General features: G+C 64.5%; 14 protein-coding genes. 8 read left to right on the forward strand and 6 right to left on the reverse strand.

Annotated features, from left to right (window positions below; all coding sequences use genetic code 11):
• Positions 1-9: 9 nt before the first annotated feature.
• Positions 10-1,008, reverse strand: coding sequence for a transporter (locus JQK88_RS08820; protein WP_203278077.1), 999 nt, complete (start codon positions 1,006-1,008; stop codon positions 10-12).
• A gap of 256 nt (positions 1,009-1,264) precedes the next feature.
• Positions 1,265-1,555, reverse strand: coding sequence for a muconolactone Delta-isomerase family protein (locus JQK88_RS08825; protein WP_203278078.1), 291 nt, complete (start codon positions 1,553-1,555; stop codon positions 1,265-1,267).
• A 113-nt stretch (positions 1,556-1,668) separates the two neighbouring features.
• Between JQK88_RS08825 and JQK88_RS08830 the strand changes: the two genes are divergently transcribed.
• Entirely contained in the window at positions 1,669-2,553 is an 885-nt protein-coding gene (locus JQK88_RS08830; RefSeq protein WP_203278079.1) for a LysR family transcriptional regulator, read from the forward strand.
• Positions 2,554-2,688: 135 nt separating this feature from the next.
• On the opposite strand, the gene JQK88_RS08835 is transcribed toward JQK88_RS08830, so the two are convergent.
• Positions 2,689-3,300, reverse strand: coding sequence for an LOG family protein (locus JQK88_RS08835; protein WP_203278080.1), 612 nt, complete (start codon positions 3,298-3,300; stop codon positions 2,689-2,691).
• A 124-nt stretch (positions 3,301-3,424) separates the two neighbouring features.
• Between JQK88_RS08835 and JQK88_RS08840 the strand changes: the two genes are divergently transcribed.
• From JQK88_RS08840 to JQK88_RS08855, 4 genes are all read left to right on the forward strand, one after another.
• On the forward strand, positions 3,425-4,864 hold the full coding sequence (locus JQK88_RS08840) for a LysM peptidoglycan-binding domain-containing protein (protein WP_203278081.1): 1,440 nt from the start codon (positions 3,425-3,427) through the stop codon (positions 4,862-4,864).
• A 226-nt stretch (positions 4,865-5,090) separates the two neighbouring features.
• Entirely contained in the window at positions 5,091-5,426 is a 336-nt protein-coding gene (locus JQK88_RS08845) for an ArsR/SmtB family transcription factor (protein WP_203278082.1), read from the forward strand.
• Positions 5,427-5,450: 24 nt separating this feature from the next.
• A complete protein-coding gene (locus JQK88_RS08850; protein ID WP_203278083.1) occupies positions 5,451-7,331 on the forward strand; it encodes an ABCB family ABC transporter ATP-binding protein/permease in 1,881 nt (626 codons plus the stop codon).
• A 274-nt stretch (positions 7,332-7,605) separates the two neighbouring features.
• On the forward strand, positions 7,606-7,953 hold the full coding sequence (locus JQK88_RS08855; RefSeq protein WP_203278084.1) for an antibiotic biosynthesis monooxygenase family protein: 348 nt from the start codon (positions 7,606-7,608) through the stop codon (positions 7,951-7,953).
• Here the strand turns inward: JQK88_RS08855 and JQK88_RS08860 are convergent.
• Positions 7,932-8,810, reverse strand: coding sequence for an SMP-30/gluconolactonase/LRE family protein (locus JQK88_RS08860; RefSeq protein ID WP_203278085.1), 879 nt, complete (start codon positions 8,808-8,810; stop codon positions 7,932-7,934). The two genes, JQK88_RS08855 and JQK88_RS08860, sit on opposite strands and share 22 nt — an antisense overlap.
• A 231-nt stretch (positions 8,811-9,041) precedes the next feature.
• Here JQK88_RS08860 and JQK88_RS08865 point away from each other — a divergent pair, with 231 nt between their 5' ends.
• The 3 genes from JQK88_RS08865 to JQK88_RS08875 all read left to right on the forward strand — a co-directional run bounded on the left by JQK88_RS08865 (position 9,042) and on the right by JQK88_RS08875 (position 10,992).
• Positions 9,042-9,740 carry a phosphatidylserine decarboxylase gene (locus JQK88_RS08865; RefSeq protein WP_192256775.1) on the forward strand — a complete coding sequence of 233 codons (699 nt, stop codon included), beginning with the start codon at positions 9,042-9,044 and terminating at the stop codon, positions 9,738-9,740.
• Between the two features lie 2 nt (positions 9,741-9,742).
• Complete coding sequence (locus JQK88_RS08870) at positions 9,743-10,558, forward strand: CDP-alcohol phosphatidyltransferase family protein (RefSeq protein ID WP_192256777.1); 816 nt, start codon at positions 9,743-9,745, stop codon at positions 10,556-10,558.
• 170 nt (positions 10,559-10,728) lie between these two features.
• Positions 10,729-10,992, forward strand: a complete 264-nt coding sequence (locus tag JQK88_RS08875) for a hypothetical protein (protein WP_112560775.1) — start codon at positions 10,729-10,731, stop codon at positions 10,990-10,992.
• 11 nt (positions 10,993-11,003) lie between these two features.
• Here the strand turns inward: JQK88_RS08875 and JQK88_RS08880 are convergent, their stop codons facing one another.
• Together JQK88_RS08880 and JQK88_RS08885 are read right to left on the reverse strand one after the other, a co-directional pair.
• The gene (locus tag JQK88_RS08880) at positions 11,004-13,226 is read right to left on the reverse strand and encodes an AMP-binding protein (RefSeq protein WP_192256779.1); all 2,223 of its coding nucleotides are present in this window, start codon (positions 13,224-13,226) and stop codon (positions 11,004-11,006) included.
• A gap of 167 nt (positions 13,227-13,393) precedes the next feature.
• Entirely contained in the window at positions 13,394-13,801 is a 408-nt protein-coding gene (locus JQK88_RS08885; RefSeq protein WP_203278086.1) for a tautomerase family protein, read from the reverse strand.
• Between the last annotated feature and the right edge of the window lie 36 nt (positions 13,802-13,837).

Raw genomic sequence — 13,837 nt, forward strand, 5'->3', positions numbered from 1 at the left:
TGATGGGCGCTACATCCGCCCGAGCCGCCTGACGAACAGATAGGTCGCTGCGGCGATCACGATCGAAACCGCCGAAACCACCCAGAAGCCCATCGGCGTGTTGACCATGGGCAGGCCGCCGACATTCATGCCGAACAGTCCCGAAATGATGGTCATCGGCAACAGCACCGCCGTCATCACCGACAGCACATAGAGCAGCTGGTTGGACTGCATCGTCAGCTTGGCCATCAATTCGTCCTGCAGCAGCCTGGTGCGCGCCTGCAGCTGCTCGCCATCGTGGTAGAGCGTGTGCGCACGGTGCGAGAGCCTTGTTGCCATGTCGTTGATCGGGTCAGGCAGCTCGTTGCGATGTGAATGGTCGAGATGGCGGAACAGGTTTGTGAGCGTCGCCATCTGCCGATGGATGACCACCAGCTGACGGCGCGCCTCGACCAGTGACTGCCGCTCGCTGTGCCAGGCGTCGCGCACGATGCGGTCCTCGATGCCGTCGAGCGTATCGCCAAGGCCGTGAAGCTCGGCCGCCATGCCGTCGAGCGACTGGCCCATCACCGCCTCGATCAGGTCCGCCGGGGCGCGGAATTTGCGTGAGCCGCTCTCCACCGCCTTGCGGATGAGATCGACCGATTCCAGTGGCTGCTTGCGCGCGCCGATCAGCATTTTTTCGTTGAGGGCAAAGCGGAAATGGCCGAGCCCGCGCGCCTCCGCGGAATAGTCGTGGCGCAGATCCGGCAGGTCGCCATAGAGCCAGTCATCCTCGAGATCGATATGGCAGCCCTGGCTGGCGCCGAGGAAAGTTTCGCGCACCGGCGCCGGCAAAGCCTGCTCGGCGGCGATCTCGCGACGGGCGCGCAGGTCGGAAAGCTGGTAGCTGCGCCATGTCCATTGCGCCTCAGCCGCGTCCTTGGTGCGCAGGCCCTCGGCGGTGAAATGATAGATGAAGAACAGCCCGTGCTCGTCGGGCAGGTAAGGCGACAGAGGGGTGCCTTCCGCGTTGAGAGCGATGTTCACGGCTCGCCTCGCCAAGAAATTTCGACCAAGTACAGATTTCGACCACGCCGTGCGCGGATGCCGGCACGTCATTCGTAGCATGGGCTAACCGGGTTCTGTGTGACAGTTTCTTGACAGGGCGATCACAGTCCGTCGATCAGCGACGCGCGGCGGCGCTACAGATCCTAGCGGAACAGATGCAGGCGATGCAGCGGCTTGGCCCTGCAGAAATTGGCCGGCGGCAGGGATCGCCGCCGGCGGCGTATTCGCGGCGTGCTCAGCGCTTGGGCCCAAACCCGGGATAGGGCGCGAGCGGCACCACTGCGGCAATGTCCATCATTCCGGCCTTGACCAGCGGCAGAGTGGCGAGATGGCCGCGCACGTCGGCATCGCTGCCGGCTTCGAACATCATGCCGCTGCCCGGAATATCGCCGCGGTTCCAGACCTGGCGCACGGCGCCTTCGGCATAGAGCGTGCGGCGCTGTTCGGCCTCGCTGGGCAGCAGCGGCGCGAAATCGGCGTCGCTGAACTTTTCGGTGTTGCGGGTGAGAAGGGCAAAGAACTGCATTTTCTGTCTCCTGTGGTTGCGATGCCCAAACTATCGCCGGCGCTGGTCAGACTGTCCAAGGCTGATTAGGCTAAAGTTGAGACCCTATAGGACTACAAGAGGGGGAGGAAAAAATGTTCGACCTGCGCCAGCTCAGATATTTCGTCACTGTCGCCGAAGCCGGCACTGTCGGCCGTGCCGCCGAACTCCTGCACATCTCGCAATCGCCGTTGAGCCGCCAGATCATGCAGCTCGAAGCGCGGCTTGGCGTCACCCTGTTCGAGCGGGCAAAGCAGCGCGTCCACCTCAATGCCGAAGGCAAGGCCTTCCTTGTCGAGGCGCAGGCGCTGCTTGCCAGTGCACGGCGCCTGGAGGAACTCGGACGCAACCTCGCCAGCGGTGCGGTCGGGCGGCTCGCGATCGGTTATGTCGAGGGCGCGGTGCATGCCGGCCTCGTCAGCCGGATGTTGCGGCAGTTTCGCCGCGACCGGCCGGATTTTCACCTGCAGCTGAAGAACCAGCGCTCCGCAGTGCAACTCGAGGGGTTGCGCCAGCGTTCGCTTGACCTCGGCTTCGTCTATGGCCCGCCGTCCGCCGACGATCCCGATCTTGCCGGCATGCTGGTTCGGCGCGAACCGCTGGTGCTGGCAATGCCGGAGAATGATCCGCTCACCGATGTCGCCGACATCCGGCCCGACCATCTCGACGGCCGCGTCTGGATCACCGTGGTGCGCCAGCCCGACGACACCAACCGCGCCCAGTTCCTGGCGGCCTGCGCCAAGGCCGGCTTCCTGCCCGACATTGCCTATGAGACGGCCGATCCGCTGACGTCGCTCGGCCTGGTCAGCGCCGGACTCGGCCTGGCGACGGTACAGGCAAGCCTCCGGAGTGCAGCACCGTCAGGGATCGCGTTTCGTGACCTGCCCTGGTTCGAGCGCACCGTCTCGATCCATCTCGCCTGGCGGCGCCAGGACAAGCGAGCGGTGATTGCGGAGTTGAGGGAGGCAGTAGGGCAGTAGGGCAGTAGGGCAGTAGGGCAGTAGGGCAGTAGGGCAGTAGGGCAGTAGGGCAGTAGGGCAGTAGGGAGAGGCTCGAGGCCTTCTAAACATACTGCCTTACTGCCTTACTGCCCTACTCCCCTACTCCCCTATTCCCTACATCTTATCAATCACCGACTGCACGCCTTCCGTCGGCGCATCGACCGACGAGCCCGCCACCATGATGGCGGCGACAATGGCTTCGGGGTCTTCGATCACCAACGGTTTGACCCGCTGCGCGGTGTGAATGAAGCCTTCGCTCGACATATGGTCGAGCAGTGCCAGCATCGGATTCCAGAATCCTTTGACGTTGGCGAAGACGATCGGCTTGCGGTGATGGCCGAGCTGGCCCCACGTCATGACTTCGACGATCTCCTCGACCGTGCCGATGCCGCCCGGCAGCGCCACAAAGGCGTCGGATTTTTCGAACATCTTGTGCTTGCGCTCGTGCATGTTGTCGGTGATCAGCAACTCGTCGAGCCGGTCAAGCGCGGTTTCGGTCGCCTCCTTGTTGATGAGGAAGCGCGGAATGATGCCCGTTACCTTGCCGCCGGCCTTGAGCGCGCCGTCGGCAACGGCGCCCATAATGCCTTTGGTGCCGCCGCCGTAGACCAGTCGCAGGCCGGATTTGGCGAGGGAGCGGCCAAGCAGGTGTCCGGCCTTGGCGTAGATATCATCGCGGCCCGGAGACGAGCCGCAGTAGACGCAGACGGATCGAATCGTGTTCATGCGTGATTGGTGATTGGGTCTGAATGCGGGGTCAAGCCCCAGAGGCTGACAAGCCCGGGCTTTTTCTTGTCGGTTCCGGCAAAACACGCTAGACCGGCGTTAGGTGGCTAAGGGGCAGGGGAATATGGCTGTTAATACATTGAAGGCGTTTCTGTTCGCGGCGGGTGGGACCGTCGCGGTCGTCGGAACGGCCTATGTATCGGGTGCACTTGACCCGTATCTCAATCCCACGCCGCCGGCGGAGATTGCGTCGCTGACGCCGCCGGCCGACTCCGGGACCGAGGGAAGGCTGCCGCCGGCGCCTGCCGCCCCAACCGATGCCAAGGCTACGCCGGCACCGGCGCCTGCCGACGCAACAGCTCCCGCGACAGCCCCGGCAGCGGCCGGCTCGGTTGTGCCGAGCTTCGATGTCGTACGCGTCGAAAGCAACGGCTCGATCGTCGTTGCCGGCAATGCCGCGCCCAATTCAAAGGTCGAAATCCTCAACGGCTCGACGGTGCTCGGGTCGACCGTCGCCGGTCCGGACGGCGCCTTCGTCATCGTCCTCGACGATCCGCTCAAGCCCGGCGACTATACGATCGCGCTGCGTTCGACGACTGGCGATGTCGTAACGCCTTCGATGCAGACTGCCGTCGTTTCGGTTCCCAAGGATGCCGCCGGTCAGGTGCTGGCGATGGTCGAGGAACCGGGCAAGCCGGCCGAGCTGCTGACTGTTCCCGCGCCTGAGACCAAGCCTGCGGCACCGGCTGCCGGCGATCAGGACGCTGCTCCTGCTGCTGAGGCACCTGCCGCCCCGGCCGGAACTGCGCCGGCCGCTCCGGCTCCGGCGACACCGCCGGCTGCGGCGGTGGCCGAACCCAAGATCGTCGTCGAGGCGATCGAGATCGACGGCAACAAGATCTTTGTTGCCGGTCTGGCTGACGCCGGCCGCAAGGTGCGCGCCTACGCCAACGACATCCTGCTCGGCGACGCGCTGACCTCGCCAGACGGCCATTTCCTGGTCGAAGCGACGCGCGACATCCCGGTTGGCAGCTACACCATCCATGTCGACGGTCTCGATGCTGACGGCGTGAAGGTGGTTGCCCGCGCCGCCGTGCCGTTCGAGCGCGAACCGGGCGACGCGGTTGCCGCCGTGGCGCCTGCAGAGACCAAGCCAGCAAAGCCGGCTGAACCGAAGCCGGCCGCACCGGCTGCTGCCGAAGCGCCGGCCGCTCCCGCAGCGCCGGCACCGGCGGTGCCGGCAGCGCCCGCTACCGAGGCTCCGGCTGTCGTAGCGGCAGCAACGCCCGACGTGCCGGAGACGGTGGCGCCGAAACTCGAACATGCCGACGGCGCCGTCATCATCCGCCGCAACGACACGCTGTGGCGGATTTCGCGGCGGGTCTATGGTCATGGCGTGCGCTACTCGACCATCTATCTCGCCAACCAGGACCAGATCAGCGATCCCGACCGCATCTGGCCAGGGCAGGTGTTCAAGGTCCCGGAAAAGTCGAAGGAAGGCGAAGCCGCCGACCTCAAGGCGATGGGCGAGCAAGCGACGACGGCGCCGGTGAAGGCGCAGTAGGCGATTGGCTAATCTCCCCCCTTGAGGGGGAGATGTCGCCGGAGGCGACAGAGGGGGTCGCGTCGCGTAGAGCGCCGACCTCCTGTGTGGGCCGCAAGGGGTCGAGTCCAGTCGAACCGACCCCCTCTGGCCTGCCGGCCACCTCCCCCACACGGGGGAGATTAGGGCGCTCCACCCATCGGGTTAGCTTGCCTCACACCCGTTCATCGTCTATCGCCGATGAACGATGACAGACTCCCTGGCCGAACCAGACCACGCAAACCGCGCACCGCCCGAAAGCCGCGCGGTTGCCGCTCGCTTTGCAGCACTCTCACACCCGGCGCGCATCGAGATCCTGAAACATCTGTCGGCCAGCAATTCCTGCTGCTGCCGCGAGGTCGTCGACCATCTCGACCTCGCGCAGTCCACCGTTTCCCAGCATCTGAAGATCCTGGTCGAGGCCGGCCTGGTCCGCTTCCAGCCCGACCGCCAGCGCTCGCGCTATGAGGTCGACCGCGCAGCGCTCGCGGACGTTTCCGCATCTTTGACCGCGCTCGTCAATTCCTGCTGCTACGGCCGCTGAACTCCCACCCAAAAGGCAAGACAAGTGGCAGAAAAAACCGTCTCCGATAGCTCGACCTTCGGCACCTTGCGCAATCTGTGGCCGTATATGTGGCCGGCCGACCGCGCCGATCTCAGGGCACGCGTCACCTGGGCGACGCTGCTTCTGGTCGTTGCCAAGCTGACACTGGTTGCCGGACCCTATTTCTTCAAATGGGCGACCGATGCGCTGGCAGGCGACGCCAAGTCGCCGCCGCCGCTACCGTCCTTCCTGCTGGCGCCGGTCATGCTGGTCGTCGCCTACAATGTCGTGCGGCTGGTGCAGCTCGGCTTCAACCAGCTGCGCGACGCGCTGTTTGCCCGCGTCGGCCAGTATGCGGTGCGCCAGCTCGCTTTCCGCACCTTCGTCCACATGCACCAGCTGTCGCTGCGCTTTCACCTTGAGCGCCGCACCGGCGGCCTGTCGCGCATCATCGAGCGCGGCACCAAGGGCATCGAGACGATCGTGCGCTTCATTATGCTCAACACAGCGCCGACCATTCTCGAATTCGCGCTGACCACAGGCATCTTCGCCTACACCTATGGCTGGAAATATGTGGCTGTGGTGGCGCTCACCGTCTGGCTCTATGTCTGGTTCACGGTGCGTGCCAGCGACTGGCGCATCTCGATCCGCCGCGACATGAACGACAGCGACACCGACGCCAACACCAAGGCGATCGATTCGCTGCTCAACTACGAGACCGTCAAATACTTCAACAATGAGGGTATGGAAGCCGAGCGCTTCGACCGGTCGATGGCGCGCTATGAGATGGCCGCGACCCGGATCTGGACCTCGCTCGGCTGGCTGAATTTCGGCCAGGGCATCATCTTCGGCCTCGGCACCGTCATTGTCATGTGCATGTCGGCGCTGGAGGTGCAGGCCGGCACGCAGAGCGTCGGCGATTTCGTCTTCATCAACGCCATGCTGGTGCAGCTGTCGGTGCCGCTCAATTTCATTGGCTTCATCTATCGCGAAATCCGCCAGGGCCTGACCGACATCGAGCAGATGTTCGACCTGCTCGACGTGCCGCAGGAGATCACCGACAAGCCCGATGCCAGGCCGCTTGCCGTCTCGGCCGGCAAGGTCGAGTTTCGCGACGTGCATTTTGCCTATGATCCGAGCCGCAAGATCCTGAAGGGCATCTCCTTCGAGGTTCCGGCCGGCAAGACGGTGGCCATTGTCGGCCCGTCGGGCGCCGGCAAGTCGACCATCTCGCGGCTGCTGTTCCGCTTCTATGACGTCCAGGGCGGCCAGGTGCTGATCGACGGCCAGGATGTCCGTGATGTGACGCAGGAGAGCCTGCGCGGCGCGATCGGCATGGTGCCGCAGGACACCGTGCTGTTCAACGACACAATCGCCTACAACATCCGCTACGGCCGCATCGGCGCCAGCGAGGAGGATATGCAGAAGGCCGCCGAGCTTGCTCAGATCGGCCCGTTCATCGAACGGCTGCCGGAAGGCTATCGCTCGATGGTCGGCGAGCGCGGGCTGAAACTGTCGGGCGGCGAAAAGCAGCGCGTGGCGATCGCCCGCACCATTTTGAAGGCGCCGCCGATCCTGATGCTCGACGAGGCGACCTCGGCGCTGGACAGCCACACAGAGCAGGAAATCCAGGCAGCGCTCGACCTGGTCAGCAAGGGCCGCACCACCATCGTCATTGCCCACCGGCTGTCGACGGTAATCACGGCCGACGAGATCATCGTGCTCAAGGACGGCGAGATCGCCGAACGCGGCACCCATGCCGAGCTGATGCGCCAACACGGCCTCTACGCCTCGATGTGGGACCGCCAGCGCGAAGCGACGGAAGCCGAAGAGAGGCTGCGGATTGCGCGCGAGAGCGATGAGCTCGGGGTGATTGTGCGCAGAAGGACTTCGGAGGTGAGTTAAGCGGTGGAGCGCCAATCTCCCCCCTTGAGGGGGAGATGTCGCCGGGGTCGTTGCGCGTGGAGCGCTAACCTTCATCGCTCGCAAGAAGGTCGCGTCCAGCCGAACCGACCCCCTCTGGCCTGCCGGCCATCTCCCCCTCAAGGGGGGAGATTTGCAGCGTCGCTGCCGCGCCACCCTTCACCAAAAATTCCCTCTTGACCTCAACCTAAGTTGAGATCGCAAACCCGTTCCTGAGCCACCGAACCCAAGTCGTTCAAGAACGGAGACAATTGAAATGGATCAACTCAATCAACAGCTTGGCAGTGAAGCCGTGTTCAGGGTCGACAAATTCGTCGTTCCTGCCGAGGCACGCGAAGAGATCCTCAGCAAAGTCAGGGCAACGCATGAATTGCTGCGTCTGCAGCAAGGCTTCGTGCGGGATTTCGTGCTCGAGCAATTCTCGGGACCGGGCGAATTCAACCTCGTCACCATCGTCGAATGGCAAAACCAGGCGGCCGTCGACAATGTCGTGCCGATCGTCAAGGCGGCACAGGAACGGGCAGGCTTCGACCGGCAGGCGACGCTGACCCGGCTCGGTGTTCGTGCCGATATCGCAAACTATCAGCGGATTCCGGGACTATAAGACGGCCAGCCCGCGCCAGGTGCAGGCGCTTCGGCGCTCAGCACCTGGCCGGTGCGCGCATCGCCGATCATGTGTTCGAAGCCGCGCCATTCGGCGGCGGCGATGAACAAGATTCTGCCGTCGGGTCCGCCCAGCATGCAGGCAAAGCAGCCGCGATCGACTGCAACGGTCTGCAGGACCTCACCACCCTCGCGCACCCGCACGCAGCGCTTGTTGGGAACATCCGCATACCAGGCAGCACCGTCGGCATCGAGGCAGATGCCGTCGGGAAAGCCATCGAGATCGGCCCATACGCGGCGGTTGGCAAGGCTGCCGTCCGCAGCGATGTCGAAAGCGGTCAGTCGGTTGGCGTGCGATTCCGCGATGATCAGTGTCTTGTTGTCGGGCGTCACGGCCATGCCGTTGGCGAAGGCGATGTTGTCCGCCACCTGGCGGATTGTGCCGTCGGGCGTGATCAGCACTATGGTGCCCGGCCCGAAATGCTCGCCCGGCGCCGGCGCTGGCCCGCCGCCATTGACATAGATATTGGCGCGCCCGTCGACGACGATCTCGTTCCAAGGGGTGTTCGACAGCGATCGAAGATCGGCATGGGTGGCAAGCGTTCCATCCAACTCCTGCCGCAGCAGCAATCCTTCGCGCCCCGACATGACCAGCAGCCGTCCGTCCGTCCGCCAATCGATGGAATAGGGCAGGGTGGCCGATATTTTGAGCATGATCTCGCTGTTGCCATCGGTATCGACGGCGACGATCTCGCCGGTGCCCCAGTTGCAGAGCCACAGCCGTCCGTCATGCCAGCGCGGCGATTCGCCGAAAGCGAGGCCTTCAGCAACAAGCCGCATTTGAGTGGGGTTTTGCATTTGGGAAACTCCTTGTTGTGAGCGTCTTCATGGCAAGGACGAAGATCGCTCACCAAGGACGGGCGAGGGGGCGGTTCGCCGACAGCAGGTTTACCGATCTTTCGCTCGGGAAGAACGTTCCGGCCGCGCCCGATGCAGCCTTGCCCAATGTTGCGTTGCGACAGCGGAGCCTTTCCGGTATTGAGGCCGGACCTGAAACAGGGACCGCCCCCATCCTATGAGCCCCATCCGATGAGCCTCGTCGACTCGGTCAAGAATGCCTTCGTTCCGATCCATCGCGAGGGCTATCCGTTCATCGCCGCCTTCGGCGCGGGCACGCTGTTCCTCGGTTATTTCTCCTCGGTGCTGTTCTGGATCGGCCTGATCCTGACCGCCTGGTGTGTGTACTTCTTCCGCGATCCCGAGCGCGTCACGCCGGTCGACGACCGGCTGGTGGTCAGTCCCGCCGACGGCATCATCTCGGCGGTCGGGCCGGCGGTGCCGCCGCGCGAGCTCGGCCTCGGCAACACCGAGATGACCCGTATCTCGGTGTTCATGAACGTCTTTTCCTGTCACGTGAACCGCGCCCCAGTGCGCGGCCGCATCACGAAAATCGAGCACCGGCCGGGCAAATTCCTCAACGCCGAACTCGACAAGGCAAGTTCGGAAAATGAGCGCAACGGCCTGGTCATCGACAGCCCCAACGGCACCGTCGCCGCCGTGCAGATTGCCGGCCTGCTGGCGCGGCGCATCGTCTGCTGGGCCGAGACCGGCGGCTCGATCGCCATCGGCGAACGCTTCGGCCTGATCCGCTTCGGCTCGCGCGTCGACGTCTTCCTGCCTTCCACCGCCGTGCCGCGCGTCGCCGTCGGTCAGACCGCGGTCGGCGGCGAAACGGTACTCGCCGAGTTCGGCGGCATCGCCGCAACCCCGCTCGTCAGGATCTCGTAAGCGTGGGCGCGCCGTTCAAAAAATTCGAGGCACACGGCAGCGGCGGCCCGCGCATCCGCGAGATCCCGATGCGCATGGTGCTGCCCAATCTGGTCACCGTGCTTGCCATCTGCGCCGGGCTGTCCGGGATCCGCTTCGGCTTCGAAGGCCGTTTCGAGCCGGCGGTGGTGATGGTGCTGCTCGCCGCCTTCCTCGACGGCATAGACGGGCGCCTGGCGCGCATGCTGAAGGCGACGTCCAAATTCGGCGCGCAGATGGATTCGCTGGCCGACATCGTCAATTTCGGCGTCGCGCCCGCTTTGGTGCTCTATGCCTTCCTGCTCGACCGCGCAGGATCGCCGGGCTGGATCGCGGTGCTGCTGTTCGCCATCGCCTGCGGCTTACGGCTCGCGCGCTTCAACGTGCTCGACGAGGACAATGATCGCCCGATCTGGCAGAGCGAATATTTCGTCGGCGTACCAGCGCCGGCAGGCGCCGTGCTGGTCATGCTGCCGCTCTATCTGTCGTTCCTGCGCGTTGGCGTTGAGCCCAGCCGCCCGGCCGCCTTCGTCGCCACCGGCTTCACCATCCTGGTTGCCTTCCTGCTGGTCAGCCGGCTGCCGGTCTACTCCGGCAAAAGCCTGAAAGTGCCGGGCGACAAGGTGCTGCCGATCATCCTCGCGGTCGTGCTCTACGTGCTGCTGTTGATGACCTATCCCTGGTACACGCTGACCGCCTCGGTCGCGGGCTATCTCATCTTCCTGCCGTTTTCCGTGCGGGCGTACTCGAAACGTGCCAAGCGCGAAGGCGAGAAGGTTCCACCTTCGGATATTGGCTGACAGGCCCCTGCCGGAACCTGCCGGGCATCTTGACCGTTGTGTCTCTATGGACGACCGGGAGAAGCCATCGCGCTATATCGGTAGGCATGAGCGGCGAGGTGCGGCGTCGCCGAAACGCTAATCTCGCAAGCGACTTGCGTCAGGCAGGCCCTGGAGAAGAGCGAGGAGAAATGGCTGTCATCCTTATCGGCGCGTTGCTCACTGTCGCTGGCGTTGTGTACATGGCGGGCGCGGTCATCGGGCGCGGGCGGCTCAGCGATCCGAAGTCCTCTCCCGCGACGCCGGATCGCCCAGCGCCAAATCTCGCAACGACAGGCCCGACACTTGAGCCGCGGCGGCGCGGGCTCGGTTTCTTCGGCCTGTCGCAGAACTGGCCGGGCCTGCTGATGATGGGGGTCGGTCTTATCATGCTGTTGTCGGCGGCGGTCTTTTAGGCGAGGGACTCTCAGGCCGCAGCACTCAGCCCCAGCCGATCGATCGCCAATTTGCGGGTCGAGACATAGTCGGTCTTGCCGGAGCCCAGCACCGGGATCTCCTCGACCTTGACGATGTCGTTGGGCACCATCAGCTCGGCCGCACCCGCCTTCTTGCCGAAGGCGCGCAGTTCCTCCGGATCGGCGTCGTCGGCGGTGGTGACCAGCACGATGCGCTCGCCGCGCCTTTTGTCGGGCACCGCCACCGCGGCGTGGCGCTCTTCCGGCCATAGCGACTGCACCAGCATCTCGACCGCGCCGAGCGATACCATCTCGCCGGCTATCTTGGCGAAGCGTTTGGCCCGGCCGCGAATGGTGATGAAGCCCTCGCGGTCGACCGAGACGATGTCGCCGGTGTCATGCCAGCCGTCCAGCGGCTGCAATTCGCCGGGGCGGTCCGCCGTCATGTAGCCCATCATCAAATTCGGCCCGTCGAGCCACAGCCTGCCGGCGCCTTCGATGCCCTCGACCGGTTCCAGCTTCATGCGCATCGCCGGCAACGGCCGCCCGACCGTGCCGTCGCGGCCATGGATGGCGGTGTTGACGGCAACCACGGGAGCTGCCTCCGTCAGCCCGAACCCCTCGATGATCGAGGCATCGAAGCGCTCGCGGTAGACGCGGCGCGTCTCCGGCTTCACCGCTTCGGCGCCGGCAACGACGAAGCGCAGGCTGGAGAAATCGCCATCCTTGGCGGTGCGGGCATAATTGGCGAGGAAGGTGTCGGTGCCGAACATGACGGTCGGCTTCACCTTGCGCGCGATCTCCGGGATGATCTTGTAGTGCAGCGGCGAGGGGTAGAGGAACAGCTTTACCCCGGTCACCAAAGGCAGGATGGTGCCGCCGGTCAGGCCGAAAGAGTGAAACACCGGCAGAACGTTGAGCAGTATGTCGGATGGCGAGATGGTAATGCGCGCCTCGGCCTGCATGGCATTGGCGTGGAGATTGCGGTGCGACAGCACCACGGCCTTGGGCGTGCCTTCCGAGCCTGAAGTGAACAGGATCACGGCCGGCTTGGCAGCGTCCTGCCGTTGCAGCGGGAACCGCCACAGCACTGCGGCGGTGAGCTTTTCCAGCGCGGTGATACTTGCGCGCACATCCTCCAGCCACAGCATTTTGGCGCCGCCGGCCTCGACCGCGGCGATGATGTCGGCAATCCCGGCCTTCTCGACGAACGCGCGCGATGAGATGACGGTGCGGATGACCGCCGTGCGCACCGCGGCGGTAACGCTCGCCGGCCCGGCGGTGTAGTTGATCAACGCCGATACCCGGCCGGCCGAAAGCAGGCCGACAAAGGACAGCACCACGCCATTGGCGTTGGGCAGCAACACCCCGACCGCTTCGCCCGGTGCTGTCACCGCCTCGAAACGGCGGCCGAGCACGCGCGCGCCGATGAACATTTTTCGGTAGCTGAGCGAGCCGCTGATCACATCCTCGATGATCGGATGCGAGGCACCGGTGCGGTCCGCTGCATCGCGTATGGCGAGGAACAGGCCGCGATCGAGGTTGCTGCCGAAAAGCCTGGCCTCGGCGATGCGGTCGAACAGCGCATTGGTGTTGGAAGCCTGGTCGGGATTGCGCGCCACCAGTTCGGCAATCGTCATCGGCTCCAGCACGCTGATCGACAGTTGTGGGAACCAGTGGCGGGGCGCCCGGTCCTTTGGCGTCAAGGACACCGGCAGGTCGCGCGCGCCGGCGACGAAGATCGGCACGATGGTGGCGTCGGCCTGCATGGCTATGCGGGTAACTGCACGGAAGAGGCGAAATGACTTCACATCGGGCTCGACGTCGTCGGGCAGATAGACGGCAAGCCGGCCTTTGCCCTTCAGCACCCTGACCAGCCGGCGGCTGACGAACAAATGCTCGGCGTTGAAGGCAATGGTGCGGCCAAGCTCGCGCCATGGCTCGAGCCAGAGCGAGCGCGCCGACGCCTCGTCCAAGATGTGCAGCGTGTCGTCAGGCAGCAGCGACAGCATCAGTGCCGGCTCGAAGCGCGACTGGTGCGAGACCACATAGATCACCGGCGTCGGCGCGTTGCGGGCAATGCGGATGCGCCGGTCCTCGATCTGGTAGGCAAGCTTGAACGGCACGTAGAGCAGCGCCTGGGTGAAGCGCAGGTCGAGGCGAAAGGTCTCGATCGCGGCAATCAGCAGCCAGGCCAGCACGAGGCCTGCAAGCAGCGCCAGTGTCAGGATCATGCCGCGTCTCTCCCAACGTTCCGGTATCGCGGCTCTTCGTCCGCTTCGCAGCAGAGGGTAACGCAATGGGGGGCAAGGTCAATGTCGAGCGTTTTTCCTTCTCCCCGTTCACGGGGAGAAGGTGCCCGAAGGGCGGATGAGGGGCGGCGCTGCGCTCGTTGGCTTCCTCACGCCGCCTTCAGTCTTCCGCTAATGAACCGGAACTCCTGGCTCTTGCCGCCATAACCGTAGGCAGCCGCTGGCACCTCGTGCACGAAAGCATAGCTCTCCTCATGCACGCCACCCAGCAACTGGCCAAAGGTAGCAAAGATCGCCTTCAGATAGGCCTCCAGTTCCAGCTTGGTGTTGGTGCCGTCAACCACCTTGATGTCGAGCCAGAAGGTGTTGGAGCCGTGCTCGGCCAGCGACTTGCCGCCGGCGAACCAGTGCTGCGGGTCGACATAGCTGACGGCGACGGCGGTGATCGTCGGATCCTTGCGCAGATGGGTTGCGGTCAGCTCAGTGATTTCCTTGGCAATTGTCGCGGACAGCTTGGCGTCGGGCTTGCCGGTGGCGCTGATGTTGATGATCGGCATTTTTCTCTCCTTTGGTCGAGCGGCATCTGTTTGCCG

The sequence above is a fragment of the Mesorhizobium caraganae genome (genome assembly GCF_016836705.1).
In the GTDB taxonomy this organism is placed as follows: domain Bacteria; phylum Pseudomonadota; class Alphaproteobacteria; order Rhizobiales; family Rhizobiaceae; genus Mesorhizobium; species Mesorhizobium caraganae.